Annotated in this window: 18 protein-coding genes; 13 read left to right on the forward strand and 5 right to left on the reverse strand. The window is 69.2% G+C overall.

All coding sequences use genetic code 11. The features are described from left to right. Positions 1 to 200: 200 nt before the first annotated feature. Both ACGFNI_RS27270 and ACGFNI_RS27275 read left to right on the forward strand, forming a co-directional pair. Positions 201 to 1163, forward strand: coding sequence for a sensor histidine kinase (locus tag ACGFNI_RS27270; protein WP_393687303.1), 963 nt, complete (start codon positions 201 to 203; stop codon positions 1161 to 1163). Continuing rightward, on the forward strand, positions 1151 to 1810 hold the full coding sequence (locus ACGFNI_RS27275; protein WP_393687304.1) for a response regulator: 660 nt from the start codon (positions 1151 to 1153) through the stop codon (positions 1808 to 1810). Before ACGFNI_RS27270 ends, ACGFNI_RS27275 begins: the two co-directional genes overlap by 13 nt. 48 nt (positions 1811 to 1858) lie before the next feature. Here the strand turns inward: ACGFNI_RS27275 and ACGFNI_RS27280 are convergent, their stop codons facing one another. Continuing rightward, on the reverse strand, positions 1859 to 2752 hold the full coding sequence (locus ACGFNI_RS27280) for an NADP-dependent oxidoreductase (protein ID WP_393687305.1): 894 nt from the start codon (positions 2750 to 2752) through the stop codon (positions 1859 to 1861). A gap of 70 nt (positions 2753 to 2822) precedes the next feature. On the opposite strand from ACGFNI_RS27280, the gene ACGFNI_RS27285 reads away from it, so the two are divergent. Together ACGFNI_RS27285 and acnA are read left to right on the forward strand one after the other, a co-directional pair. Further along, positions 2823 to 3422, forward strand: a complete 600-nt coding sequence (locus ACGFNI_RS27285; protein WP_393687306.1) for a TetR/AcrR family transcriptional regulator — start codon at positions 2823 to 2825, stop codon at positions 3420 to 3422. 254 nt (positions 3423 to 3676) lie between these two features. Next, positions 3677 to 6388 (forward strand): aconitate hydratase AcnA, encoded by a 2712-nt coding sequence (acnA, locus tag ACGFNI_RS27290; protein WP_393687307.1) that lies wholly within the window; start codon positions 3677 to 3679, stop codon positions 6386 to 6388. A gap of 68 nt (positions 6389 to 6456) precedes the next feature. Here the strand turns inward: acnA and ACGFNI_RS27295 are convergent, their stop codons facing one another. After that, complete coding sequence (locus ACGFNI_RS27295) at positions 6457 to 9864, reverse strand: GH92 family glycosyl hydrolase (protein WP_393687308.1); 3408 nt, start codon at positions 9862 to 9864, stop codon at positions 6457 to 6459. Positions 9865 to 10257: 393 nt separating this feature from the next. Between ACGFNI_RS27295 and ngcE the strand changes: the two genes are divergently transcribed. The 9 genes from ngcE (at position 10258) to ACGFNI_RS27340 (ending at position 22679) form a co-directional block, all read left to right on the forward strand. Then, positions 10258 to 11697, forward strand: coding sequence for an N-acetylglucosamine/diacetylchitobiose ABC transporter substrate-binding protein (gene ngcE / locus ACGFNI_RS27300; protein ID WP_393687309.1), 1440 nt, complete (start codon positions 10258 to 10260; stop codon positions 11695 to 11697). A 61-nt stretch (positions 11698 to 11758) separates the two neighbouring features. After that, positions 11759 to 12679 (forward strand): carbohydrate ABC transporter permease, encoded by a 921-nt coding sequence (locus ACGFNI_RS27305; protein ID WP_393687310.1) that lies wholly within the window; start codon positions 11759 to 11761, stop codon positions 12677 to 12679. Beyond that, on the forward strand, positions 12679 to 13638 hold the full coding sequence (locus ACGFNI_RS27310; RefSeq protein WP_393687311.1) for a carbohydrate ABC transporter permease: 960 nt from the start codon (positions 12679 to 12681) through the stop codon (positions 13636 to 13638). Before ACGFNI_RS27305 ends, ACGFNI_RS27310 begins: the two co-directional genes overlap by 1 nt. 255 nt (positions 13639 to 13893) lie before the next feature. Continuing rightward, on the forward strand, positions 13894 to 15093 hold the full coding sequence (locus ACGFNI_RS27315) for an ROK family protein (RefSeq protein WP_393687312.1): 1200 nt from the start codon (positions 13894 to 13896) through the stop codon (positions 15091 to 15093). Positions 15094 to 15233: 140 nt separating this feature from the next. Further along, positions 15234 to 16328 (forward strand): substrate-binding domain-containing protein, encoded by a 1095-nt coding sequence (locus tag ACGFNI_RS27320; RefSeq protein WP_393687313.1) that lies wholly within the window; start codon positions 15234 to 15236, stop codon positions 16326 to 16328. Between the two features lie 137 nt (positions 16329 to 16465). After that, positions 16466 to 17266: an ATP-binding cassette domain-containing protein gene (locus ACGFNI_RS27325; RefSeq protein WP_393687314.1), complete on the forward strand. Its 801-nt coding sequence runs from the start codon at positions 16466 to 16468 to the stop codon at positions 17264 to 17266. A 43-nt stretch (positions 17267 to 17309) separates the two neighbouring features. Beyond that, complete coding sequence (locus ACGFNI_RS27330) at positions 17310 to 18608, forward strand: sugar ABC transporter permease (protein ID WP_393687315.1); 1299 nt, start codon at positions 17310 to 17312, stop codon at positions 18606 to 18608. 341 nt (positions 18609 to 18949) lie between these two features. Then, positions 18950 to 20956 (forward strand): 1-deoxy-D-xylulose-5-phosphate synthase, encoded by a 2007-nt coding sequence (gene dxs, locus ACGFNI_RS27335; RefSeq protein WP_393687316.1) that lies wholly within the window; start codon positions 18950 to 18952, stop codon positions 20954 to 20956. Positions 20957 to 21152: 196 nt separating this feature from the next. Next, positions 21153 to 22679, forward strand: coding sequence for an amino acid permease (locus tag ACGFNI_RS27340; protein WP_393687317.1), 1527 nt, complete (start codon positions 21153 to 21155; stop codon positions 22677 to 22679). Between the two features lie 43 nt (positions 22680 to 22722). Here ACGFNI_RS27340 and ACGFNI_RS27345 read toward each other — a convergent pair whose 3' ends face one another. The 3 genes from ACGFNI_RS27345 to ACGFNI_RS27355 all read right to left on the reverse strand — a co-directional run bounded on the left by ACGFNI_RS27345 (position 22723) and on the right by ACGFNI_RS27355 (position 26574). After that, entirely contained in the window at positions 22723 to 23115 is a 393-nt protein-coding gene (locus tag ACGFNI_RS27345; RefSeq protein ID WP_393687318.1) for an NTP pyrophosphohydrolase, read from the reverse strand. Positions 23116 to 23230: 115 nt separating this feature from the next. Next, positions 23231 to 25360, reverse strand: coding sequence for a 3-hydroxyacyl-CoA dehydrogenase NAD-binding domain-containing protein (locus ACGFNI_RS27350; protein ID WP_393687319.1), 2130 nt, complete (start codon positions 25358 to 25360; stop codon positions 23231 to 23233). Continuing rightward, positions 25357 to 26574 (reverse strand): thiolase family protein, encoded by a 1218-nt coding sequence (locus tag ACGFNI_RS27355; protein ID WP_393687320.1) that lies wholly within the window; start codon positions 26572 to 26574, stop codon positions 25357 to 25359. The genes ACGFNI_RS27350 and ACGFNI_RS27355 overlap by 4 nt, the downstream gene beginning before the upstream one ends. Positions 26575 to 26598: the final 24 nt, after the last annotated feature.

Raw genomic sequence — 26598 nt, forward strand, 5'->3', positions numbered from 1 at the left:
GCAGATGGGCCTCGGCACCGATGGACACCGGCGCACCGCACCCCGCACGCTGGCTGTGAAGGGCCAGGGCGCTTCTGACGGATCTCCGCGGCGTCGCGGCGCCTGGCACGCACGCTCGGCGGCGGCCGGGGCACCTGCTCCGGCGGGCGCGCCCGGCCGGTACCGGCCGCCGGATGAGCGACGTGAGAAGAGGTGGGCCGATGCCCCTGTTCTGGCGGATCTTCCTGCTCAACGCCGTGGTGCTGACCGCGGCGACCGCCCTGCTGCTGGGTCCTGTCACCGTCTCCACCCCGGTGCTGCTCACCGAGGCCGCCGTGCTCACCGCGGGACTGGCCGCGATGCTGATCGCCAACGGCGTGCTGCTGCGCGTCGGCCTCGCCCCGCTGCAACGCCTCACGCGTGCCATGACCACCACGGACCTGCTGCGGCCGGGAGCGCGCCCGGCCGCCGGCGGCCAGGGCGAGGTCGCCGAACTGATCACGACGTTCAACGCCATGCTGGACCGGCTGGAGGCCGAACGCACCGTCAGCGCCGCCCGCGCCCTGTCCGCGCAGGAAGCCGAACGCCACCGCATCGCCCAGGAACTCCACGACGAGGTCGGCCAGACCCTCACCGCCGTCCTGCTGGAACTCAAACGCGTCGCCGACCACGCACCACCCGCCGTACGCGACGAACTCCACCAGGTTCAGGAGACCACCCGCGCCGGCCTCGACGAGATCCGCCGCATCGCCCGCCGCCTGCGCCCCGGCGTCCTGGAGGAACTCGGCCTGTCCAGCGCCCTCAAGGCCCTCACCGGCGAGTTCACCGGCCCCGCCCTGTCCGTACGCCATCACATCGACGCCGAGCTGCCGCCGCTGAGCCGGGACACCGAACTCGTCCTCTACCGCGTCGCCCAGGAGGGCCTGACCAACGCAGCCCGCCACTCGGGCGCCCGCCGCGTCGGCCTCACCCTTGAACGCACCGTCGCCGGTGTGGAGCTGAGCGTCCGCGACGACGGCCGCGGCACCCACGGCGCTCCCGAAGGGTCCGGCATCGGCGGCATGCGCGAACGCGCCCTGCTCATCGGCGCCGACCTGTGCATCGGACCCGGCCACGGCAGCGGCACCGAGGTACGGCTCGTCGTCCCCACCCACCGAGGGAGCCACCGGCCATGCCCGAGGTGAAGGAAACCCGCATCCTGCTCGCCGACGACCACCGACTGGTCCGCCGCGGAGTGCGCCTCATCCTCGACGCCGAGCCCGACCTGACGGTGGTCGCCGAGGCAGGCGACGGTGCCGAGGCCATCGAAGCCACCCGCACCCACCATCCGGACCTGGCCATCCTCGACATCGCCATGCCCCGCACCACCGGCCTGCAGGCCGCCCGCGAACTGTCCCGCACCCAGCCCGACGTCCGCCTCCTGATGCTGACGATGTACGACAACGAGCAGTACTTCTTCGAAGCCCTCGCGGCCGGCGCCTCCGGTTACGTCCTGAAATCCGTCGCCGACCGCGACCTCGTCGAAGCCTGCCGCGCCACCATGCGCGGCGAGCCCTTCCTCTACCCGGGCGCCGTCAACGCCCTGATCCGCAACTATCTCGACCGGGTGCGGCACGGTGAGCCGCTGCCCGAGCGGGCCATCACCGACCGCGAGGAGGAAATCCTCAAACTCGTCGCCGAGGGCCACACCTCCCAGCAGATCGCCGCCCTGCTCGTCATCAGCGTCAAGACCGTCGAACGCCACCGCGCCAACCTGCTGCAGAAACTCGGCCTCAAGGACCGCCTCGAACTCGCCCGCTACGCCATCCGCGCCGGGCTCATCGAGCCGTGACCACCGGCCCGTCGGGCAGTCAGCGGGGGCGTGCGTTGCGGAAACGGTTCAGATGACCACGACCCGGCGCCCGCGTGTGTGACCGGCCCGGCTGTCGACGTGCGCCGCCGCGGCCTCGGCGAGCGGGTACGACTTCTCGACCGGGATGTGGAGCTTTCCCCGCGCGATGAGGCGGGCGGCCTCGGCGAGCGCGTCCGGCACGCTCCCGGCCACGCCGGAGAACCGGACACCGAGATCCGGCGCGCCGAGATCGGCGATGGAGATCACCTTCCGCGGATCCCCGGTCAGCTCCACCAGCTCGCGGATCACGCCCGAGCCGGCCAGATCGAGAGCCGCGTCGACCCGGCCGAGCCGCCGCACCCGCTCGACCCAGCCCTCGCCGTACGTCGTGGCGAGAGCGCCCAGGCTCCGCAGATAGTCCTGGTTCGCGGCTCCGGCCGTGCCGATCACCGTGATGCCGCGGTCGCGGGCGATCTGGAGCACCGCCGATCCGACGCCCCCGGACGCGCCACTGACCAGCAGCGTCTGCCCGCGCTGCACACCGGCCTCGCGGATGATGCGCAGCGCGGTCTCCACCACGGATGGATACCCGGCGGCCTCTTCGAACGTCAGCCCCTCGGGCATGCGGGCCCAGGCCGACAGCACGGCGAACTCGGCGTAGGTGCCGGAGCCTTCGCCGAACACGTGGTCGCCGACCTCGACCCCTTCGACTCCCGCGCCGACCTCGTCCACCACCCCGGCGGCGTCCAGACCGACCCCGGCGGGCAACGCGACCGGATGGGCCCCCAGAACCTGGCCTTCACGGACCCTCCAGTCGACGGGGTTCACGCCCGCCGCCCGCACGGCGATGCGTATCCGGCCGGGGCCCGCGTGGGGCTCATCGGCGTCTTCGAGTTGCAGAACATCAGGACCGCCGTACTCGGCGAAGCTCACTCTCTTCATGCCGCCGAAGGTAACACTAACGGTTAGCGTTTTGGAACTGTTACTCCTTTGTATTTGATAGCTTCACGCCATGACCGAGCCGTCCGGACGCCGTGAACGCAAGAAGGCCGCGACCCGCCAGAAGATCGCTGACGCCGCCCTGCGGCTCTTCCTGGAGCGCGGGTACGACGCGGTGGGTATCCGTGACGTGGCCGCCGAGGCCGACGTCGCCGTCACCACGCTCTTCTCCCACTTCGCCTCGAAAGAGGCCCTGGTGTTCGAGCAGGACGAAGACTTCGAGCAGCGCCTCACGCAGGCGGTCACCGGCCGGTCGCCGCACGAGCCGCTCATCCCCGCGCTGCGCCGCGAGATCCAGGCCCTGGTGCGGCACTGCACGGCGGACGGCGCCGCCCCGGTCCGGCGCATGATCGACGCATCGCCCGCCCTGCGGAAGTACGACGAGTCGATGCGGCTGCGCCATGCGGATTTGCTGGCGACGGCCATCGCCGCCGACCCCGGCCTGTCGCGGACCGCAACGGCCTGCCGGGCGATCGCGAGGTTCGTGATCGACGCCTATGCGCTGGCCCGAGAGGCGGACGATCCGGAGGCCGCGGTGGACGAGATCTTCCGGATGATCGAGGCGGCCTGGGAGGCCGGCCGCCCTTCCGGGGCCTCTGCGGTCCGCTCGTAGCGCCGGCGCACCGGCGATCTTCGCTGCGGCAGGTCGCTCCGCCAGGGCATGACCCCGCCGCGGCGATGTATTAGAGTTATCTCGACATCGAGATATCTGCCGAGAGGCGTACCGCTGCCGCGCTAGTGAGGCATACCTAACTTAGGGATACCTTAGCGGATCGGCAAGGACCTGCAACGGACCCGTGGGACGACAGTCGCCACCGGGCCACCGGCGCGGTGGTACGCGTGAATTCATGCATGAAGGAGACTGTCGTGTCGGCGAACAGCTTCGACGCCCGCAGCACGCTGCGCGTGGGTGACGAGTCGTACGAGATCTTCAAGCTGGACAAGGTCGAGGGCTCCGCCCGCCTGCCGTACAGCCTGAAGGTGCTGCTGGAGAACCTGCTCCGTACCGAGGACGGCGCGAACATCACCGCCGACCACATCCGGGCGATCGGCAGCTGGGACTCGCAGGCCCAGCCGAGCCAGGAGATCCAGTTCACCCCGGCCCGCGTGATCATGCAGGACTTCACCGGCGTGCCCTGCGTCGTGGACCTCGCCACCATGCGTGAGGCCGTCAAGGAGCTGGGCGGCGACGCGGCGAAGATCAACCCGCTCGCCCCGGCCGAGCTGGTCATCGACCACTCCGTCATCGCCGACAAGTTCGGCACCAACGACGCGTTCGCCCAGAACGTCGAGCTGGAGTACGGCCGCAACCGCGAGCGCTACCAGTTCCTGCGCTGGGGCCAGACCGCCTTCGACGAGTTCAAGGTCGTCCCCCCGGGCACCGGCATCGTCCACCAGGTCAACATCGAGCACCTGGCCCGTACGGTCATGATCCGCAACGGCCAGGCGTACCCCGACACCCTCGTCGGCACCGACTCGCACACCACCATGGTCAACGGCCTCGGCGTGCTGGGCTGGGGCGTCGGCGGCATCGAGGCCGAGGCCGCGATGCTCGGCCAGCCGGTCTCGATGCTCATCCCGCGCGTCGTCGGCTTCAAGCTGACCGGCGAGCTGACCCCCGGCACCACCGCCACCGACCTGGTCCTCACGATCACCGAGATGCTGCGCAAGCACGGCGTCGTCGGCAAGTTCGTCGAGTTCTACGGCGAGGGCGTCGCCGCCACCTCGCTCGCCAACCGCGCCACCATCGGCAACATGTCGCCGGAGTTCGGCTCCACCGCCGCGATCTTCCCGATCGACGACGAGACCCTGAACTACCTCAAGCTCACCGGCCGCTCCGCGCAGCAGGTCGCGCTCGTCGAGGCGTACGCCAAGGAGCAGGGCCTCTGGCTCGACCCGGCCGCCGAGCCCGACTTCTCCGAGAAGCTGGAGCTGGACCTCTCGACGGTCGTGCCGTCGATCGCAGGCCCCAAGCGCCCGCAGGACCGCATCGTCCTCGCCAACGCCGCCGAGCAGTTCGCCCAGGACGTCCGCAACTACGTCTCCGAGGACGAGGAGTCGGGCAAGGAGTCCTTCCCGGCATCCGACGCGCCGGCCGCCCACAACGGCGTGCCGACCCGTCCGACCACCGTCACCGCCCCCGACGGCTCGACGTACGAGATCGACCACGGCGCCGTCACCGTCGCCGCGATCACCTCCTGCACCAACACCTCGAACCCGTACGTCATGGTCGCCGCCGCGCTGGTGGCCAAGAAGGCGGTCGAGAAGGGCCTGACCCGCAAGCCGTGGGTCAAGACCACCCTCGCCCCGGGCTCCAAGGTCGTCACCGACTACTTCGACCGTGCGGGCCTGACCCCGTACCTCGACAAGGTCGGCTTCAACCTCGTCGGCTACGGCTGCACCACCTGCATCGGCAACTCGGGACCGCTGCCGGAGGAGGTCTCCAAGGCCGTCAACGAGCACGACCTGGCCGTCACTTCGGTGCTCTCCGGCAACCGTAACTTCGAGGGCCGGATCAACCCCGACGTCAAGATGAACTACCTGGCGTCCCCGCCGCTGGTCGTCGCGTACGCCATCGCCGGCTCGATGAAGGTGAACATCACCAAGGACGCCCTGGGCATCGACCAGGACGGCAAGCCCGTCTACCTCCAGGACATCTGGCCCACCGAGGCCGAGGTCAACGAGGTCGTCGCCTCCGCCATCGGCCAGGACATGTTCTCCTCCTCCTACGAGGACGTCTTCGCCGGTGACGCCCAGTGGCAGGCGCTGCCGATCCCGACCGGCAACACCTTCGAGTGGGACGCCGAGTCCACCTACGTTCGCAAGCCCCCGTACTTCGAGGGCATGACGATGGAGACGACCCCGGTCGAGGACATCGCCGGCGCCCGCGTGCTCGCCAAGCTCGGCGACTCGGTCACCACCGACCACATCTCCCCGGCCGGTGCGATCAAGGCCGACACCCCGGCCGGCAAGTACCTCACCGAGCACGGCGTCGAGCGTCGCGACTTCAACTCCTACGGCTCGCGCCGTGGCAACCACGAAGTCATGATCCGCGGCACCTTCGCCAACATCCGCCTGCGCAACCAGATCGCGCCGGGCACCGAGGGCGGCTTCACCCGCGACTTCACCGTCGAGGGCGGCCCGGTCTCCTTCATCTACGACGCGTCGCAGAACTACCAGGCCGCCGGCACCCCGCTGGTCATCCTGGCCGGCAAGGAGTACGGCTCCGGCTCGTCCCGCGACTGGGCCGCCAAGGGCACCGCGCTCCTCGGCGTCAAGGCCGTCATCGCCGAGTCCTACGAGCGCATCCACCGCTCGAACCTCATCGGCATGGGCGTCCTCCCGCTCCAGTTCCCCGAGGGCGCCACCGCCGAGTCGCTCGGCCTGACCGGCGAGGAGACCTTCTCGGTCACCGGCGTCACCGGCCTGAACGACGGCGGCATCCCGGAGACCGTCAAGGTCACCGCGGGCGATGTCGAGTTCGACGCCAAGCTGCGCATCGACACCCCCGGCGAGGCGGACTACTACCGCAACGGCGGCATCCTCCAGTACGTGCTGCGGTCGCTGATCAACAGCTGAGCGCCCTGAGCACCTGAAGGGCCGCACCCCGGTGATGGGGTGCGGCCCTTCGCGCATGCGCGCCCGTACTACGCCAGCAGCTCGATCTCCGCGAGGGAGCTGCCGGATCCGTCCGGAACCAGGCGGTAGTGCCGGTAGCTGCCCGGTGTGCCGACGGCGAAGACCCGGGTCTGGTGGTCCCAGCGGAAGGACTCGTGCGTGCGGTGGCCGAGTGGCTTCCAATGGCTGCCGTCGGCGGAGCCCTCCAGCGTCCAGCCCGTGGGCGCATCGGCGCGGTCCGCCGAGGTGAGGGTGTACGAGGTCACCCGGGCCGGTTCCGCCAGGTCGGCCATGGTCCGGGTGAACGGCGCCGAGGTGGCCGATGTGTTGTCGAAGAGCGGTCCCGCGCCCGGGTCCGTCACGTCGGCGGGCGGCGACGGCACCTTGTCGTCCTGGGTGATCGACGTGGGGGCCGCGTCCTTGCCCGTGCCCCAGGATGACGGGCGGGCGCCCATCGTGAAGTCCAGGGTGCCGCCGCGGGCCAGCAGTTTGTGCGGCAGCGCGGTGGAATTCCACGGCTTTCCGTTGACCCGCAGATTCTGGACGTAGACGTTCCGCGCGCTGTTGCGAGGCGCGTTGACGACGAGATCGCGGCCGTTCTCCAGATGGACGGTGGCCTTGGTGAACAGCGGGGAACCCACCGCGTATTCGCCCTGGCCCATCACCAGCGGATAGAAGCCGAGCGCGCTGAAGACGTACCACGCGGACATCTCGCCGTTGTCCTCGTCGCCCGGATATCCCTGCCCGATCTCGCTTCCGACATAGAGCCTGGACAGCACCTCACGGACCTTCTCCTGCGTCTTCCAGGGCTGCCCCGCGGCGTCATAGGTGTACGCGATGTGGTGCGAGGGCTGGTTGCTGTGCCCGTACATGCCCATCCGGGTGTCCCTGGCCTCGGTCATCTCGTGGATGACGTCGCCGTAGGAGCCGGCGAATTCCTTCGACGCGGTTTCCGGTGTGGCGAAGTACGTGTCCAGCTTCTTGGCCAGGCCGGCCCGGCCGCCGTAGAGATTGGCCAGCCCGCGGGTGTCCTGCGGCGCGGTGAAGGCGTACGTCCAGGCGTAGGTCTCGGTGTAGTCGTTGCCCCAGACCCGCGGGTCGAACTTCCCGGGCGGCAGCCGCCAGTTGCCCTCGGCGTCCTTGCCCTGGAAGAAGCCGACGCCCTTGTCGAAGAGCTTGACGTAATTCTGGGCGCGGCCCAGGAAATAGTCGGACTCCTCCTTGTAACGGGCTTTATGGGTCTTTGCGTGGAGAGCCCGGCCCATACGGGATATACCGAAGTCGTTGAGATAGCCCTCCAGCGCCCAGGAAGCGCCTTCCTTGGTGTCGGTAGCGGTGTAGCCGAGGAAGGGCGAGGTGTTCATGCCCTTGCGGCCGACGCCGGGGGCGGGCGGGGCGACGGTGGCGTTCTTGACGGCCGCGTCGTAGGCGGCCTCGGCGTCGAATCTCACGCCCTTCACATAGGCGTCGGCGAAGGCCACATCGGAACTCGTCCCGGTCATCAGATCCGCATATCCCGGCGATGACCAGCGGGATATCCAGCCGCCGTCCTTGTACTGCTGGACGAATCCGTCCACCATCTCGCCCGCCCGCTTCGGGGTGAGGAGGGAATAGGCGGGCCAGGTCGTCCGGTAGGTGTCCCAGAAGCCGTTGTTGACGTGGATCGCGCCGTCGACGATCTTCGAGCCGGTGCGGGTCGGGGTGTCGTCGCCGACCCGGGGGGAGAACGGGCTGGCGTAGCGGGTGCGCGAACCGACCTGTTCCGAACCGGAGTTGGGGTAGAGGTAGAGGCGGTAGAGGCTGGAGTAGAGCGTGGTGAGCTGGTCGCGGCTCGCGCCCTCGACCTCGATGCGGCCCAGGATGTCGTCCCACTGCGCCTGGGCCCGGTGCTCGGTCCGTGCGAAGGACGTGCCGGCCGGGATCTCGCGGGTGAGGTTGGCCTTCGCCTGGTCGGTGCCGATCAGGGAGGTGGCGATGCGCAGGGTGACGGTGCGGTCGGCGCCGGGCTTGAAGCGCAGGTAGCCGGTGACGTCCTTGCCCCCGCCCCCGCCGAGCCGGCCGCCCCGGGTGACCGGTGCGTCGAAGGTGCCGTAGACGAAGAGCCGGGTGGCGCCGGTCGACAGGCCGCTCTTGACGTCGGAGAAGCCGCTGACCGTCCCGTGCCCGGGATCCAGCGTGAGTCCGCCCTTGTTGTTGACGTTGTCGAAGATCAGGTTCGCGTCGTCGCCGGGGAAGGTGAAGCGCATCATCGCGGCGTGGTCGGTCGGGGTGATCTCCGTCTTGAGGCCGTTGTCGAAGGTGACGCCGTAGTGGTGCGGCTTCGCGGTCTCGTTCTCGTGGTGGAAGGGCAGCGCGCGGGCCGTGCGGGAGGCGTCCGGGACGCCGTGGGCCGTCGACGGCATCACCTGGAACGTCTGCCGGTCGCCCATCCAGGGGCTGGGCTCGTGGCTGGCGCTGAACGCCTGGAGGGTGGGGAGGTTGTCGGCGTTGTTCTTCTTCGCGTACTCGTAGAGCCAGTCGGACGAGCCCGCATCGGTCACCGGCGTCCAGAAGTTGAAGCCATTGGGGACGGCGGTGGCGGGGAAGGTGTTGCCGCGCGAGAAGCTGCCGCTGGAGAGGGTGCCGCGGGTGGTCGTCGCGTAGTCGGAGAGATGGGCGAGCGGCTTGTCCGGGGGCTTCGGGCCGATCGCGATGTCGTCGACCCAGCCGCGGAAGGCCGGGTCGGTCTTCGGGGCGGCGGGCGCGTCGTAGGCGACCAGGATGCGGTCGATGACCTTGCCCGCGGCCACCGCGCCGATCCGCGAGGTGCGGTCGTTCCACTGGTTGACGTAGAGCATCTTGGCGGCGGCCTGGCCCTGCGGCGTCAGCGGGGTGCCGTGCTGGTCGACGGCGTGCAGCTGGCTGAGGTAGCTGCCGTCGGTGAAGGCCAGGTCGACGGCGACGTGGGTCGCGGGGTAGTCCGCGTCGGTCTTCGCCATCTCAGGGAAGATCTTGTAGGAGAGCGAAGTGGCCGCGGTGACCGGGGTGTTGACGTCGAAGACCTTGTTGTACGCGTAGCCGTGACCGGCGGCGGTGTGGGTGCCGGCGTAGCGCAGCGCGTGGCGGCCGGAGAAGCCCGCGCCCGTCTTGGCGGTGGGGGAGTCGGCGGGTCCTGTGCCGGTGCGGGTGGTCATGCCCGGTGCCGCCGGGGCGGCCTGCGGGCTGACGCCGGCGGCCTTGGGGTGCCCGTCGGGGCCGGTCTCGGGGGTATCGCTCCAGTCGGGCGGCGGCTGGCCCGGCTCGAAGGACGAGCTGAAGACCGCCGCACCAGGCGGCTTTGGCGGCGGCGCGGCCTGGGCGGCCGGGCCGTACGCGGTGAGGACGAGCAGCGCGGCGGCCACGAGGGCGGCGGGCCGGGCGGTCGTCCGCAGGGGGGTGTGCCGGTGTCTGAGCCGCACGCGAGCCCTCTCAACGGTGTTGACATCGTTGTCAGTTGGATAGCGCAGAGATAAGTAACGTGCGTGGCATCTCGGGTGTCAAGGGTGCGGAGCGGACCGGCGCTACGGGCTGCCGCGGAGGCGCACCGGCCGATGAGGTCTCAACTCGGGAAAGACACTGCCGAACCGTGCATTCGATCTTGCCGGTCGACCGGAAGTGGACTATACCTGTCGGCGTCCGAACGGCCATGACAACGGCCCGCGGACCCGGGGGGAAATGCGGGGATCGGATGATTTCCCCGCATATCTCTGGCACGCCCGGTGCACATCCCGTACAACTCAGCTCCATCTGATGACCTGCGGTGCCGGGAGTTCCGGTACTGCCTGAGTCCTGGAGAAGGCGAGGACTTGCGCATGGGATTCACCTCGGAATTCAACCGCCGCGATCTGGTCAAGCGAGCCGCGGCCGTCGGAATTGTCGCCGTTCCGGCCATGAGCGTCCTGACGGCTTGCGCCGGAGCGGGCGGCGGAGGCGGTGACAAGGTCGAAAAGGGCACCAAGTCGGCCAAGAATCCGCTGGCCGTCAACGAATCCGCCGGCCTCGATGTCGTCATCTTCGACGGCGGATTCGGCGACAAGTACGCGAAGGCCGCACAGGGCGAGTACACCAAGGCATTCCCGAAGGCCGACGGGAAGGTCAAGCTGACCTCCACCCAGAAGATTCAGTCGACGCTCCAGCCCCGGTTCAACGGCGGGAACCCGCCGGACCTCGTCGACAACTCCGGCGCGGAGCAGATGGACTTCGGAACCCTGGTCAGCAAGGACCAGCTCACCGATCTCACCCCGCTCTTCGACGCCCCGTCGATCGACGACCCGAGCAAGAAGGTCCGGGACACGCTGCGCCCCGGCGTTCTCGAAATGGGCCAGTTCGGCGGCAAGGAATCCTGGGTCCTCTACTACGCCTACACGGTTTACGGCGTGTGGTACTCCAAGGGGAATCTTCAGAAGCTGGACGCGGAATACCCGGAGACCTGGGACGACATGCTCGCCCTGTGCGCGAAGGCGAAGAAACAGGGCATCGCCGGCTGGACCTATCCGGGCAAGTACCCGTACTACTTCCCCTTCAGCCTCTATCCGTTCATCGCCAAGATCGGCGGCGCCGAAGTGCTGCGGCGCATCGACAATCTGGAGCCGAACGCCTGGCACGACCCGGCGGTCAAGACGGCCTTCGAAGCCTATTACGAGCTGTACAAGAAGGGCTATGTGCTCAAGGGCTCTCCCGGGCTCGACCACCTCCAGTCGCAGAACGCCTGGGCCGAGGGCAAGGCGCTGTTCATCCCCAACGGCTCCTGGGTCGAGAACGAGTCGGCCAAGCAGCTCGCCAAGGACCCGGATTTCCAGCTCTCGGTCGGCGCCCCGTCCAGCTTCTCCAGCTCCGACAAGATGCCGTACGGCACGCTCTGGGCGTCCGGCGGCGAGCCGTACATCGTGCCCAAGAAGGGGCACAACTCCGAGGGCGGCATGGAGCTGCTGCGCATCATGCTCGGCAAGAAGTCCTCGCAGAATTTCATCAAGCAGGTCTCCTCGCTGACGTCGCTCAACGGCGGCACCGATGGCATCACGCTGCCGCCCGGTCTGGCCTCGGCGCAGCAGGCGCTGGAGAAAGCCGGCGAGAATATCGTCAATCCGCGGATGCAGGACTGGTACGTGGCCCTCCAGAAGGAGAAGATCGGGGTCGGCGCCATCGGCGAGATGATGGCAGGCCGTATGACACCCGACGAGGCGATCAAGAAGATCCAGAAGTATGCCGACGACACCCGTGCGGATTCCAGTGTCACGAAGTACAAGCGCTGACCGGTGAGTTCGATGCGTCACCAGCGGCAGCATCCGCAGCCGGAGAACGGGATCGGTGGTCATGCAGCACGGTAAATACCGTTTCATCGCGGGGTTCCTGGCCGTCCCGCTGGCGATTTACGCGGTCTTCGTGATCTCGCCGTTCGTACAGGCCATCTACTACTCCCTGACGGACTGGACCGGGCTCAGCTCGGACATGAAGATGGTCGGGTTCGACAACTACGCACGGCTCTTCAAGGACAGCGTTTTCTGGTCCGCCGTGGGCAACAGCGTGACGCTGTTGCTGCTGCTGCCGGTGGTGACGCTCTCGCTCGGCCTCTTCTTCGCCTTCATGCTCAATGTCGGTGGCCGGCGGCGGAAGAAGGCGGTCATCGGCGGCGTGCGCGGCTCGGGCACGTACAAAATCGTCTACTTCTTCCCGCAGGTGCTGTCGGTCCCGATCGTCGCGCTGCTCTTCCAGTTCGCATACAACCCGGAGAGCGGGGCGCTCAACGCGTTCTTCAAGGCGATCGGCCTCGATGTGCAGCCCGACTGGCTGGGTGATCCCCAGATTGCCCTGTGGTGCGTCATGGCCGCGATGGTGTGGGCGAACGTCGGCTTCTACGTCGTGCTCTTCTCGGCCGGTATGAGTTCCATTCCGAAGGACTTCTACGAAGCGGCGCTGCTGGACGGCGCCAACCGCATCAATACGTTCTTCCGTATCACCCTGCCGCTGCTGTGGGACACCGTGCAGACCGGCTGGATCTATATGGGCATTCTCGCTCTGGACGTCTCGGCCTTCGCTTTCGTGCAGATCATGAGCGTCGGTCCCGGCGGCCCCGACTATTCGACCGAGGTCCTGCCGCTGTACGTGTACCAGAAGACCTTCCGCGACGGTCAGGCCGGATATGCGACGGCCATCGGCGTTTCCCTGCTGATCGTGACCCTCATCTTCTCGGCCATCGTCATGCGGCTGGGACGACGCGAGCGACTGGAGTTCTGATGAGTGCGCAGACCGACCCCACGGGCCTTCCGGGCGCGGCGAACCCGGGTGTGACGAAGGGGAAGACGGCGGACGCGGGAGCGCCGGGACCGTCGAAGGGGGTGGCGGGCCGGCCGGACGGGAAGGGCCGCGAAAGCGGTGTGCTGAACGTCTTCTCGCACGGAGTCCTGGTGATCTGGGGCCTGTTGGTGGCCATGCCGCTGCTGTGGGCCGTGGTGAGTTCCTTCAAGGACGACACCGAGATCTTCGGCTCGCCCTGGGGACTGCCGTCCGTCCTGCATTTCGACAACTGGTCGCGCGCCTGGGATAAGGCGAACATGGGCCAGTACTTCCTCAACTCGCTGATCGTGGTGGGCGGTTCACTGATCGGTACGATGCTGCTGGGGGCGATGGCGGCGTATGTGCTGGCCCGCTTCGACTTCCCGGGGAACCGTTTCCTCTATTTCCTCTTCGTCGGCGGCATGGGCTTCCCGGTCATCCTGGCGCTGGTTCCGCTGTTCTTCGTCATGAAGAACATGGCCCTGCTGGACACTTACCATGGCCTGATCCTCGTCTACATCGCGTATTCGCTGCCGTTCACCGTCTTCTTCCTCAGCGGATTCTTCAAAACGCTGCCGACCTCGGTGGCCGAGGCCGCCCTCATCGACGGCGCCTCGCACACCCGCACCTTCTTCCAGGTCATGCTGCCGATGGCCAAGCCGGGCCTGATCAGCGTCGGCATCTTCAATTTCCTCGGGCAGTGGAACCAGTACCTGCTGCCGACGGTGCTCAACGTCGGCGATCCGCACAAGAAGATGCTCACCCAGGGTCTTGTGGCCCTCGCCGTCAGCCAGGGCTACAAGGGCGACTGGTCGGGCCTCTTCGCGGGGCTGACCATCGCGATGCTGCCGGTGCTCGCCGCGTACATCATCTTCCAGCGGCAGGTGGTCGCGGGGCTCACCGCCGGCGCGCTCAAGTAGTTCGTGCAGCCGGCCCGGCGTCCCGTGCACCCGGGCCGGCACCGCGGGCACGGCCCGCCCGGCCATGGCTCCCGCCGCTCCTGTGGCGGGAGCCGCGTTCGGGCGGGCCGTAGCCGCTCAAGGACTTGACGGGAGGTGGCCGAGGCGCGTCAGCTTAGATTCACATGTTGGAGACAAGCTGGGACCACACTGTTGTGGCCCGGCCCGGCGGGCGGTCGTCGTGCCACCCGCCCCAAGGCGGGAGTGGATGAGTCGATGGAGACTCCGGGGTCGCAGTCCTCGCTGCACCGGGCCAATCTGGAGCGGGTCGTACGCGCGGTGCGCATGGCGGGCTCACTCACGCAGGCGGAGATCGCCCGGAGCACGGGGCTGTCCGCGGCCACCGTCTCCAATATCGTTCGTGAGTTGAAGGACGGCGGGACCGTCGAGGTGACCCCCACTTCCGCGGGCGGACGCAGAGCGCGCAGCGTGTCCCTGTCCGGCGACGCCGGCATCGTCGTCGGCGTCGACTTCGGCCACTCCCATCTGCGGGTCGCCGTCGGGAACCTCGCCCATCAGGTCCTGGCCGAGCAGGCCGAGCCGATCGATGTGGACGCCTCCGCGGCGGAGGGCTTCGACAGGGCGGAACGGCTGGTCAGCAGGCTGGTCGAGGCGACGGGCATCGAGGCGGGCAAGGTCATCGGCGTCGGCCTCGGCGTGCCGGGCCCGATCGACGTGGAGTCGGGCACGCTCGGCTCCACCGCGATCCTGCCCGGCTGGTCGGGCACCAACCCGGCCGACGAGCTGACCGGCCGCCTGGGGGTGCCCGTCTACGTCGACAACGACGCCAACCTCGGCGCGCTGGGCGAGCTGGTGTGGGGCAGCGGCCGGGGCGCCGCCGACCTCGCGTACATCAAGGTGGCCAGCGGCGTCGGCGCCGGCCTGGTGATCAGCGGGCAGATCTACCGCGGGCCGGGCGGCACGGCGGGCGAGATCGGGCACATCACGCTGGACGAGGCAGGTCCCGTCTGCCGCTGCGGCAACCGCGGCTGCCTGGAGACGTTCACCGCGGCCCGCTACGTGCTGCCGCTGCTCCAGCCGAGCCACGGCCCGGATCTCACCATGGCGCGTGTCGTACAGCTGGCCCGCGAGGGCGATCCGGGCTGCCGGCGGGTCATCGCGGATGTAGGACGCCATATCGGCAGTGGTGTGGCAAACCTGTGCAATCTGCTCAATCCGAGCCGGGTGGTGCTCGGCGGGGACCTGGCCGAGGCCGGCGAGCTGGTGCTCGGGCCGATCAGGGAATCCGTGTCGCGGTACGCGATCCCCAGTGCGGCACGGCAGTTGGGCCTGGTCCCCGGCACGCTCGGCGGTCGGGCCGAGGTGCTCGGCGCGCTCGCGCTGGTGCTCAGCGAGATGGGCGATTCGACCCTCCTCGACGGCGCGCAGGGTGTCGAGAGCGCCGCCATCGCCTGAGGCAGCTGACTTCAGGCACCTAACGCATGGCACCGTTGTCATCTCGTTAAGGATTTACTCCTTGACGGTGCGCTGGCGGCCGAGTTGACTTCCAGCCACCTCGGCCGCAACGACGCGGCCACGTCAGGGAGGCAAGCTCAATGAATGTCTGGACGCGTCGCGCCGTCATAGGTACCGCAGCCGTATCGCTGGCCCTCTCGGTGGCCGCCTGCGGCAAGGCCGGTGACGGCGGAAAGGCCGCAGGCGGGGACGGCAAGACCATCGGCCTGCTGCTGCCGGAGAACAAGACCACCCGTTACGAGACCTTCGACCGGCCCCTCATGGAGGCGAAGATCCATGAGCTGTGCAGCGACTGCAAGGTCAAGTACAACAACGCGGCGCAGGAGACCGAGACCCAGAAGAAGCAGTTCGACGCGCTGATCACCCAGGGCGTCAAGGTGATCATCCTGGACTCGGTCGACTACAAGGCCACCAAGTCGTGGGTCAACCAGGCCGCCAAGAAGGGCGTCAAGGTCGTCGCGTACGACCGGCTGGCCGAGGGCGACATCTCCGCCTACGTGTCCTACGACAACGAGAAGATCGGCCGCCTCCAGGGGCAGGCGCTGGTCAAGGCGCTCGGCAGCGACGCCAAGGACAGCAACGTTGTCATGATCAACGGCTCGCCGACCGACCCCAACGCACCGCTCTTCAAGAAGGGCGCCCACACCGTCCTCGACAAGCAGGTCAAGAAGATCGCCTACGAGCAGGACATCCCCGACTGGTCGTCGGACGAGGCCAACAAGAAGATGAGCGCGGCCATCGACTCGCTCGGCAAGGACGGCTTCCAGGGCGTCTACGCCGCCAACGACGGCGAGGCGGGCGGCGTCATCACCGCGCTCAAGCAGCAGGGCGTCAAGGTCCCGGTCGGCGGCCAGGACTCCGAACTGGCGGGCCTGCAGCGGGTACTCAAGGGCGACCAGGCGTTCACGATCTACAAGCAGATCAAGCCGCAGGCCGACGCGACCGCCGAGATCGCGGTCAAGCTGCTCAAGGGCGAGAAGATCGGTTCCCTGGCGCCCACCAAGGTCGACAGCCTCAGCGGCGACGTCAAGGGCATCCCGGCCAAGCTGTTCGACGCGCAGGTCGTGACCAAGGACAACGTCGCGGACACGATCATCAAGGACAAGGTCTACAAGGCGAGCCAGATCTGCACCGCTGACGTGAAGGCGGCCTGCGAGGCGGCCGGCATCAAGTAGCCCGCCGGGCCCGGCCGCCGCATCCCCCGCGGCGGCCCCGCCCCGCCGGCCCGCCCGCGCGCCGGGCCCGGCCGTACCTCGCGAAGCCCCGTGCTCCCTGCACCACCATCCCCGCCGGTGTGAAGGCGGCGAAGGAGATGATTCACGTGTCCGCTACGCCTGTGCTGGCGTTGCGCAAGATCTCCAAGCGGTTCGGCGCCGTCCAGGCGCTCACGGACGTCACGCTGGAGATCCACCCCGGTGAGGTGGTCGCCCTGGTCGGCGACAACGGCGCCGGCAAGTCCACCCTGGTCAAGACCATTTCGGGTGTCCACCCGGTCGACGAAGGCACCATCGAGTGGGAGGGCAGGCCGGTCCGCGTCACGAAGCCGCACGACGCCCAGGAGTTGGGCGTCGCCACCGTGTACCAGGACCTCGCGCTCTGCGACAACCTCGACGTGGTCGCCAACCTCTACCTCGGCAGCGAGATCCGCACCGCCGGAGTCCTGGACGAGATCGCGATGGAGAGGCGCGCCAAGGAACTGCTGGACACCCTGTCCATCCGGATCCCCAGCGTCCGGATCCCCGTCGCTTCGCTCTCCGGCGGTCAGCGTCAAGTCGTCGCCATCGCCCGTGCGTTGATCGGCGACCCGAAGGTCGTCATCCTCGACGAGCCGACCGCGGCACTCGGCGTCGAGCAGACCGCCCAGGTCCTCGACCTCGTCGAGCGGCTGCGCGAACGGAACCTCGGCACCATCCTCATCAGCCACAACATGGCCGATGTCCAGGCCGTCGCGGACCGCGTCGCGGTCCTGCGACTGGGCCGCAACAACGGTGTCTTCGACGTCGAAAGCACCTCCCACGAAGAGATCATCGCGGCCATCACCGGCGCGTCGGACAACGCCGTCACCCGCCGCAAGGCACGCACGGACCAGGTGAAGAAGGAGGACGTGCGGTGAGTGAGCGAACCGTCAAGAGGCGCACGCGAAGCGAGGCCGGCGCATGAGCGACCTGACCAAGCGGCCGGCCGAGGAGAAGGACCGGACCGCGGAAAGCGCGCCGCAGGCCACGGCCGCCGCCGTCGATCCCCGCCTGCTCGTCCGCGAGCAGGGCTTCGCCGGCTACGTGAGCGACTTCAAACGCCGAATACGCGGCGGCGAGCTGGGCTCCCTCCCGGTCGTCATCGGCCTGATCGTCATCGCCGTCGTCTTCCAGCTCAAGAACAGCAGCTTCCTGTCCGCCGACAGCCTCGCCAACATCGGCGTCTACACCTCCGGCCTCGGCATCATGGCCGTCGGCATCGTCTTCGTCCTGCTGCTCGGCGAGATCGACCTCTCCGTCGGCTCGGTGGCCGGCGTCGGCGCGGCCGTCTGGGCCGTGCTGAGCGTCACCCACGGCGTCAACGACGTGCTCGCCGTCCTCATCGCCGTCGCCGCGGGCGCCGTCATCGGCACGCTCCACGGCTTCTTCTTCGCCAAGGTCGGCGTCCCGGCGTTCGTCGTCACCCTCGCCGGCTTCCTCGGCTGGAGCGGCCTGCAGATCTGGATGATGGGCAAGGAAGGCTCCATCAACACCCCCAGCGGCAGCATCGTCGAGAACCTCACCGGCTACTACTTCGAGGACAAGGCCGCCGCCTACGGGCTCGCCCTGATCGCGGTACTCGCCTACGCGGGCTCGCTCCTCCTGGACGCCAAGCGCCGCAAGGCGGCGGCCCTGCCGTCCCGGCCGCTGAGCGAGATCCTGCTGCGCACCGCCGTGGTCGCGGTACTCGCCGTCGCCGTCGCCTTCGTCCTCAACGAGCCGGCCGGCGCCCGCGGCCTCCCGCTGGCCCTGGTCCTCTTCCTCGCCGTGCTGGTCATCGCCGACTTCGTGGTGCGCCGTACGACCTACGGGCGGCAGATCTTCGCGGTCGGCGGCAACGCGGAGGCGGCCCGCAGGGCGGGCATCAACGTCAACAAGATCCGCATCACGGTGTTCGCCATCTCCGGCATGCTGGCCGCCTTCGGCGGACTGTTCATCGCCAGCCTCTCCGGCGGCGCCACGAAGAACCTCGGCTCCGGCAACACCCTGATGAACGTCATCGCCGCCGCGGTCATCGGCGGCACCAGCCTCTTCGGCGGTCGCGGCAAGATCTGGTCCGCGCTGCTGGGCATGCTCGTCATCCAGTCGATCCAGCAGGGCCTGAACCTGCTCGGCATGGCCAGCGAGATCCAGTACATGATCACCGGCGCGGTGCTGCTCGCCGCCGTCGTCATCGACTCGGTGTCGCGGCGGACCCAGAAGACCGCGGGGCGCACATAGGGCGCGGGTGGTCTTTCGTCCGTCGCTGCGCGTCCGGCGCACATAGGGCGCGGGTGGTCTTTCGTCCGTCGCTGCGCGTCCGGCGCACATAGGGCGCGGGTGGTCCTTCGTCTTCTCTGCGCGTCCGGCGCACATAATGCGCGGTCAGCCGTCCGCCCGTCCCGGCCCCCACCAGGCACGTTCCGGTGGGGGCCGGTCCGCGTGCGGGGGCCTGGCCGGATCCGGCCGGTCACCCGAGTGACATACATCGCAAGGCCCGGGGACCGCCGTAGCCGACGGAACATTAGACTCGGCTGATCGGCAACCTCGACCAGTTCGAAGCTCGACAGCAAGGAGGCACAGTGCAGAAGGTGCCGCGCGAAGCGCGCCAGGCCGGGTCGGTCGCTGGAGACGGGCGGGAGTTGCTGACCCGTATCGAAGGGCCACGCGACCTGGACCGGCTCACCTCGGAACAGCTCGTACAGCTCGCGGGTGAGGTCCGCGGCTTCCTCGTCGACGCGGTCTCCAAGACCGGTGGACACCTCGGGCCGAACCTGGGTGTGGTCGAGCTGACCATCGCCCTGCACCGCGTCTTCCACTCCCCGAAGGACCGGGTCCTCTTCGACACCGGCCACCAGTCCTACGTCCACAAGCTGCTCACCGGACGCCAGGACTTCGCGGGACTGCGCACCAAGGGCGGCCTGTCCGGCTACCCCTCGCGGGCCGAGTCCGAGCACGACGTCATCGAGAACAGCCACGCGTCGACGGTGCTGGGCTGGGCCGACGGCCTCGCCAAGGCGAACCAGGTGCGCGGCAAGGACGACCACGTCGTCGCGGTGATCGGCGACGGCGCGCTGACCGGCGGCATGGCCTGGGAGGCGCTGAACAACATCGCCGTGGCCAAGGACCGCCCGCTCGTCATCGTCGTCAACGACAACGAGCGCTCCTACGCGCCCACCATCGGCGGCCTCGCCGACCACCTCGCCACCCTGCGCACCACCGACGGCTACGAGCGCTTCCTGGCCCGAGGCAAGGACCTCCTGGAGCGCACCCCGGTACTCGGCAAGCCGCTCTACGAGACGCTGCACGGCGCCAAGAAGGGCCTGAAGGACTTCATCGCGCCGCAGGGCATGTTCGAGGACCTCGGCCTGAAGTACGTCGGCCCGATCGACGGCCACGACCTGGAGGCCCTGGAGTCCGCGCTGCAGCGCGCCAAGCGCTTCGGCGGCCCGGTCATCGTGCACTGCCTGACGGAGAAGGGCCGCGGCTACAAGCCCGCCGAGCAGGACGAGGCGGACCGCTTCCACGGCATCGGCGTCATCCACCCCGACACCGGCCTCCCGGTCGCCGCGTCCGGCGCCGACTGGACCTCCGTCTTCGGCGAGGAAATGGTCAAGCTCGGCCGCGAGCGCGGGGACATCGTGGCGATCACCGCCGCCATGCTCCAGCCGGTCGGCCTCCAGAAGTTCGCCAAGGCGTTCCCCGACCGGGTCTACGACGTCGGCATCGCCGAGCAGCACGGCGCGGTCTCCGCCGCCGGCCTGGCCACCGGCGGGCTGCACCCCGTCTTCGCGCTGTACGCGACGTTCCTCAACCGCGCCTTCGACCAGGTCCTGATGGACGTCGCCCTGCACAAGTGCGGGGTCACCTTCGTCCTGGACCGCTCGGGCGTCACCGGCACCGACGGCGCCTCGCACAACGGCATGTGGGACATGTCGCTCCTCCAGGTCGTGCCCGGCCTGCGGATCGCCGCGCCGCGCGACGCCGACCAGGTCCGCGCCCAGCTGCGCGAAGCCGTCGAGGTGGATGACGCCCCGACCGTCGTGCGGTACTCCAAGGGCGCGGTCGGCCCGGCCGTCGAGGCGGTCGGACGGGTCGGCGGCATGGACGTGCTGCGCGAGCCCGCCGCCTCGGTCAAGCGTCCCGACGTCCTGCTGGTGTCGGTGGGCGCGCTGGCCCCCATGTGCCTGGAGATCGCCGGCCTCCTCGACAAGCAGGGCATCTCGACGACCGTGGTCGACCCGCGCTGGGTCAAGCCGGTCGACGCCGCGCTGCCCGGCCTCGCAGCCAAGCACCGCGTCGTCGTCACCGTCGAGGACAACATCCGCACCGGCGGCGTCGGCTCGGCCGTCGCGCAGGCGCTGCGGGACGCCGGGGTGGACATCCCGCTGCGCGACTTCGGCATCCCCGAGCGCTTCCTCGACCACGCCTCGCGCAAGGAGGTCATGGCCGAGATCGGGCTCACAGCTCCGGACATCGCACGCCAGGTCACCGGCCTCGTCGCCAGGATCGACGGCCGTTACGAGGACGCCGGCGCGGCGGAGGAGACCGCGGGCGCCCCGCGCCCGGCCGAGGTCTCCGGCGACTGACCTCATAGCCGCAGCCCATGGGCCGACCGGACACCCGTGCGGGTGCTTCGGTCGGCCCATGGGCATGTCCGCCGACGCGTTCCATCGGGTGAATCCCCGCTGCCCGGAGGCCCGCCGCCCCTGACGGCCGCTCAGCATTTCGGAGACTCGGTCAGTTCAGGAGAGTGTCGACGGTCGTCCAGGCGGAGGTTCGCCCATGAGCAGGCAGCAGGGCCCAGGCAGCGACACACGCCGCGACCGCGGCATGTTCCGCACGAAAACGGTCGAACAGTCCATTCAGGACACCGAAGAGCCGGAACACGCGCTCAAGAAATCCCTGTCGGCGCTCGATCTGACCGTCTTCGGCGTCGGTGTCGTCATCGGCACCGGCATTTTCGTTCTCACCGGCAAGATCGCCAAGGAGCAGGCGGGCCCCGCCGTCGCCCTGTCCTTCGTCCTGGCCGGCGTGGTCTGCGCGCTGGCGGCCCTGTGCTACGCGGAGTTCGCCTCCACGGTGCCGGTCGCCGGCTCCGCCTACACCTTCTCCTACGCCTCGCTCGGCGAGCTGCCCGCCTGGATCATCGGCTGGGACCTCATCCTCGAACTGGCGCTTGGCTGCGCGGTGGTCGCCGTCGGCTGGTCGGGCTACCTGCGGTCGCTGCTCGACACCGCGGGCTGGCACCTGCCCGCCGGGCTCTCCGGCACCCACGAAGGCACCTTCGGATTCGACCTGCTCGCCTGCGTCCTCGTCCTGGTCCTGACCGCCGTCCTCGTCCTCGGCATGAAGCTCTCCTCGCGGGTGACCTCGGTGATCGTCGGCATCAAGGTGACCATCGTCCTGCTCGTCGTCATCGCCGGCTCCTTCCTCGTCAGCGGCGCCAACTACCGGCCGTTCCTGCCGCCCAGCCGGCCCACCGAGGGCGCCGGCGGCTACGCCGCCCCGCTCTCCCAGCTGATCTTCGGCTTCACCCCGTCCGACTTCGGCGTGATGGGCGTCTTCGCCGCGGCTGCCGTCGTCTTCTTCGCCTTCATCGGCTTCGACATCGTCGCCACCGCCGCCGAGGAGACCCGCAGCCCGCAGCGCGACGTGCCGCGCGGCATCCTCGGCTCGCTCGCCATCTGCACCGTCCTCTACGTCGCGGTGTCCATCGTCGTCACCGGCATGCAGAAGTACAGCCAACTGTCGACCGACGCCCCCCTCGCCGACGCCTTCAAAGCCGTCGGCTACCCCTTCTACGCCGGCGTCATCAGCTTCGGCGCCGCCGTCGGCCTCACCTCGGTCTGCATGATCCTGCTGCTCGGCCAGAGCCGGGTGTTCTTCGCGATGAGCCGCGACGGACTGCTGCCGCAGTTCTTCTCCCGCGTGCACCCGCGCTTCGGCACGCCCTACCGGTCGACCGTCCTGCTGGGCGTCGTCGTCGCCGTCGTCGCCGGATTCACCTCGATCGACGAACTCGCCGAACTGGTCAACATCGGCACGCTGTTCGCCTTCGTCGTGGTCGCCATCGGCGTCGTCCTCCTCCGCCGCTCCCGCCCTGACCTGCCGCGGGCCTTCCGCACGCCGCTCGTCCCGCTGGTCCCCACCCTGTCCGTGCTCTCCTCGCTGTGGCTGATGCTCAACCTGCCGGCCGAGACCTGGCTGCGATTCGCGGTGTGGATGGCGATCGGCTTCGTCGTCTACTTCGTGTACGGGCGCGGACACAGCCGACTGGGACTGCGCAACAAGGCCACCGGCAAGGGGTGAGCGCCGCCGTCGCGGCCCGCAGCGGTGGCACCACGGGACGTCCCTACGCGCTCCCGCCCCGTGCGCCGCGGACCGCGCGAGGGCCCGCCACCCGGGCGCCCAGCGCCTCGACGCGGGCCCGCAGCTCCCGGTCCGCGGTCACCACCAGACAGTCCCGCCCCACACCCTCATCGGCCACCAGCTCCACCATCCGGTCGTCCCCGCTGCCCGGCGCGGACTCCACCCGCACCCCGTCGACCGACGCCACCGCCCGCGCCGCGCCCTCCACCACCAGCACGATCTCCAAGGGCGGCTCGACGAACCCCGGCACCCCGCCCGCCGCGTAGCCGGCCAGCGCGTCCCGCAGCCGCTCCGCCGCGCCACGCCGGTCCCGCCACCAGCCGTCCGGTACCGAACCGACGACATTCGCGGCATCGACGATCACCAAGGAATCCATGGCCCCAGCGTGCCACGGGGGAGGGGAGAGGAAGCCCCGCCCGCAGGAACACCCCACACGCACCGCGGACCGGCTCCGAAGAGCCGGTCCGCGCTGTACCTCAGGAGCCGCTTGCCTACGCGGGCACGCTCGCCACACCCGGAGCCAGGAACTTCTTGCCCGTCACCCGCTCGGAGACACCCTCGCGGTCCAGGTACGGCGTGATGCCGCCCAGGTGGAAGGGCCAGCCGGCGCCGGTGATCAGGCACAGGTCGATGTCCTGCGCCTCGGCGACGACACCCTCGTCCAGCATCAGGCCGATCTCCTGCGCGACGGCGTCCAGGACGCGGTCACGCACCTGCTCATCGGTCAGGACGGCATCGCCCTGCTCCAGGAGCGCGACGACCTCCGGGTCCAGCTCCGGCTTGCCGGAGTCGTAGACGTAGAAGCCGCGCTTGCCTGCCTTGACCACGGCGGCGAGGTTCGGCGAGACCTTGAAGCGGTCGGGGAAGGCGCCGTTCAGCGTCTCCGAGACGTGCAGACCGATCGCCGGGCCGACCAGCTCCAGCAGCACCAGCGGCGACATCGGCAGACCGAGCGGCTCGACGGCCTTCTCGGCGACGGCGATCGGGGTGCCCTCGTCGATGACGTTCTGGATCTCGCCCATGAAGCGGGTCAGGATGCGGTTGACGACGAACGCCGGGGCGTCCTTCACCAGCACGGCCGTCTTCTTCAGCGACTTGGCGACGGAGAAGGCGGTGGCCAGCGACGCGTCGTCGGTCTGCTCCGCCCGCACGATCTCCAAAAGCGGCAGGATCGCGACCGGGTTGAAGAAGTGGAAGCCCACGACCCGCTCGGGGTTCTTCAGCTTCGACGCCATCTCGGTGACCGACAGAGAGGAGGTGTTGGTGGCGAGGATGGCGTGCTCCGGCACGACCGCCTCGACCTCCGCGAACACCTTCTGCTTGACACCCATCTCCTCGAAGACGGCCTCGATGACGAAGTCCGCGTCGCCGAACGCCGCCGCCTTGTCGAGGTCACCGGAGACCAGGCCCTTGAGGCGGTTCGCCTTGTCCTGGTTGACCCGGCCCTTGAGCAGCAGCTTGTCGATCTCGCCGTGGACGTACTCGACGCCCTTGTCGACCCGGGCCTGGTCGATGTCGGTGAGGACGACCGGCACCTCCAGGCGACGGGCGAAGAGCAGCGCCAGCTGCGAGGCCATCAGACCGGCACCGACCACACCCACCTTGGTGACCGGGCGGGCCAGCTTCTTGTCCGGCGCACCGGCCGGACGCTTGGCGCGCTTCTGCACGAGGTTGAACGCGTAGATGCCGGACCGGAGTTCGCCACCCATGATCAGGTCGGCGAGTGCCTGGTCCTCGGCGTCGAAGCCCTGCTGGCGGTCGCCGCTCTTGGCGGCGGCGATGATCTCCAGCGCGCGGTAGGCGGCGGGAGCCGCGCCGTGCACCTTGCCGTCGGCGATGGCCTTGCCGCGCGCCACGGCCTCGTCCCAGGCCGCACCGCGGTCGATCTCGGCCCGTACGACCTCGGTGTCGCCCTTCAGCACCGAAGCGGTCCAGATCAGCGACTGCTCCAGGAAGTCCGCGCCCTCGAAGAGCGCGTCCGCGATCCCGAGTTCGAAGACCTGCTTGCCCTTGAGCTGCTTGTTCTGGTTGAGCGAGTTCTCGATGACGACGGAGACCGCGCGGTCCGCACCGATGAGGTTCGGCAGCAGCACACAGCCGCCCCACCCGGGGACGAGGCCGAGGAAGACCTCGGGCAGCGAGAACGCCGGCAGCGCCTTGGAGACGGTGCGGTAGGTGCAGTGCAGCCCGACCTCGACGCCACCGCCCATCGCCGCGCCGTTGTAGTACGCGAAGGTCGGCACGGCCAGGCCCGAAAGACGCTTGAAGACGTCGTGGCCGCCCTTGCCGATGGCCAGCGCGTCCTCGTGCCGCTTCAGCAGCTCGACGCCCTTGAGGTCGGCGCCGACCGCGAAGATGAACGGCTTGCCGGTGATGCCGACACCGACGATGTCACCGGCCGCGGCCTCCTTCTCCACCTGGTCGACGGCGGTGTTGAGGTTCGCCAGCGACTGGGGCCCGAAGGTGGTCGGCTTGGTGTGGTCCAGGCCGTTGTCCAGCGTGATGAGCGCGAACTTCCCCGCGCCCAGGGGCAGGTCGATGTGGCGTACGTGCGCCGCGGTCACGACCTCGTCGGGGAACAGCTCTGCCGCACCCTTCAACAGCTCAGCGGTAGTACTCACTTGTTCCCCTCGAAGTGCGGGTTCTCCCAGATGACCGTTCCACCCATGCCGAAGCCCACGCACATGGTGGTGATGCCGTAGCGGACCTGCGGCTGCTCCTCGAACTGCCGGGCCAGCTGCGTCATCAGGCGCACGCCGGACGAGGCGAGCGGGTGGCCGAACGCGATGGCGCCGCCGTACTGGTTGACGCGCGGGTCGTCGTCCGCGATGCCGTAGTGGTCCAGCAGCGAGAGCACCTGCACCGCGAAGGCTTCGTTGATCTCGAACAGGCCGATGTCATCGATCGTCAGACCGGCCTTGGCCAGCGCCTTTTCGGTCGCCGGGACCGGGCCGATGCCCATGACCTCGGGCTCCACACCGGCGAACGCGAAGTCCACCAGACGCATCTTGACCGGCAGGTCCAGCTCGCGCGCCACGTCCTCGGCGGCGATCAGCGAAGCGGTCGCGCCGTCGTTGAGCCCGGCGGCGTTGCCCGCGGTCACCCGGCCGTGCGGACGGAACGGGGTCTTGAGCCCGGCGAGGTTCTCCAGGGTCGTCCCCGGGCGCATCGGCTCGTCGGCGGTGGCCAGGCCCCAACCGGTCTCCCCGGCCTCCGCGTTGGTGCGCCGCACGGAGACCGGCACCAGGTCGGCCTGGATCTGCCCGTTGGCGTACGCCTTCGCGGCCTTCTCCTGGCTGCGCACCGCGTACTCGTCGGCGCGCTGCTTGGTCAGGTGCGGCAGCCGGTCGTGCAGGTTCTCCGCCGTCATGCCCATGAACAGGGCGGACTGGTCGACCAGCTTCTCCGACACGAAGCGCGGGTTGGGGTCGACACCCTCACCCATGGGGTGGCGTCCCATGTGCTCGACGCCGCCGGCCACCGCGATGTCGTACGCGCCGAAGGAGACGCCGCCCGCGATGCTCGTCACGGCGGTCATCGCGCCGGCGCACATGCGGTCGATCGAGAAGCCGGGCACGGACTGCGGCAGGCCCGCCAGGATGCCGGCCGTACGGCCCAGGGTCAGGCCCTGGTCGCCGATCTGGGTGGTCGCCGCGAGGGCGACCTCGTCGATCCTGGCCGGATCGAGATCCGGGTTGCGGCGCAGCAGCTCCCGGATGCACTTGACGACCATGTCGTCGGCGCGGGTCTCGTGATAAATGCCCTTCGGGCCCGCCTTGCCGAACGGGGTGCGGACGCCGTCGACGAAGACGACGTCCCTAGCGGTACGAGGCACGTTGGCTCTCCTCCAGGTGCGGGA

It is taken from the genome of Streptomyces sp. NPDC048644, from assembly GCF_043199105.1.
Classification (GTDB): Bacteria; Actinomycetota; Actinomycetes; order Streptomycetales; family Streptomycetaceae; genus Streptomyces.

Coding starts and splice junctions, on each gene's coding strand:
- ACGFNI_RS27310 (WP_393687311.1), top strand. CDS start 12,679: ATGAGTGCGCAGACCGACCCCACGGGCCTTCCGGGCGCGGCGAACCCG.
- ACGFNI_RS27305 (WP_393687310.1), top strand. CDS start 11,759: ATGCAGCACGGTAAATACCGTTTCATCGCGGGGTTCCTGGCCGTCCCG.
- ACGFNI_RS27285 (WP_393687306.1), top strand. CDS start 2,823: ATGACCGAGCCGTCCGGACGCCGTGAACGCAAGAAGGCCGCGACCCGC.
- ACGFNI_RS27330 (WP_393687315.1), top strand. CDS start 17,310: ATGAGCGACCTGACCAAGCGGCCGGCCGAGGAGAAGGACCGGACCGCG.
- ACGFNI_RS27275 (WP_393687304.1), top strand. CDS start 1,151: ATGCCCGAGGTGAAGGAAACCCGCATCCTGCTCGCCGACGACCACCGA.
- ACGFNI_RS27270 (WP_393687303.1), top strand. CDS start 201: ATGCCCCTGTTCTGGCGGATCTTCCTGCTCAACGCCGTGGTGCTGACC.
- ACGFNI_RS27320 (WP_393687313.1), top strand. CDS start 15,234: ATGAATGTCTGGACGCGTCGCGCCGTCATAGGTACCGCAGCCGTATCG.
- ACGFNI_RS27345 (WP_393687318.1), bottom strand. CDS start 23,115: ATGGATTCCTTGGTGATCGTCGATGCCGCGAATGTCGTCGGTTCGGTA.
- ACGFNI_RS27340 (WP_393687317.1), top strand. CDS start 21,153: ATGAGCAGGCAGCAGGGCCCAGGCAGCGACACACGCCGCGACCGCGGC.
- ACGFNI_RS27315 (WP_393687312.1), top strand. CDS start 13,894: ATGGAGACTCCGGGGTCGCAGTCCTCGCTGCACCGGGCCAATCTGGAG.
- ngcE (WP_393687309.1), top strand. CDS start 10,258: ATGGGATTCACCTCGGAATTCAACCGCCGCGATCTGGTCAAGCGAGCC.
- ACGFNI_RS27280 (WP_393687305.1), bottom strand. CDS start 2,752: ATGAAGAGAGTGAGCTTCGCCGAGTACGGCGGTCCTGATGTTCTGCAA.
- ACGFNI_RS27325 (WP_393687314.1), top strand. CDS start 16,466: ATGATTCACGTGTCCGCTACGCCTGTGCTGGCGTTGCGCAAGATCTCC.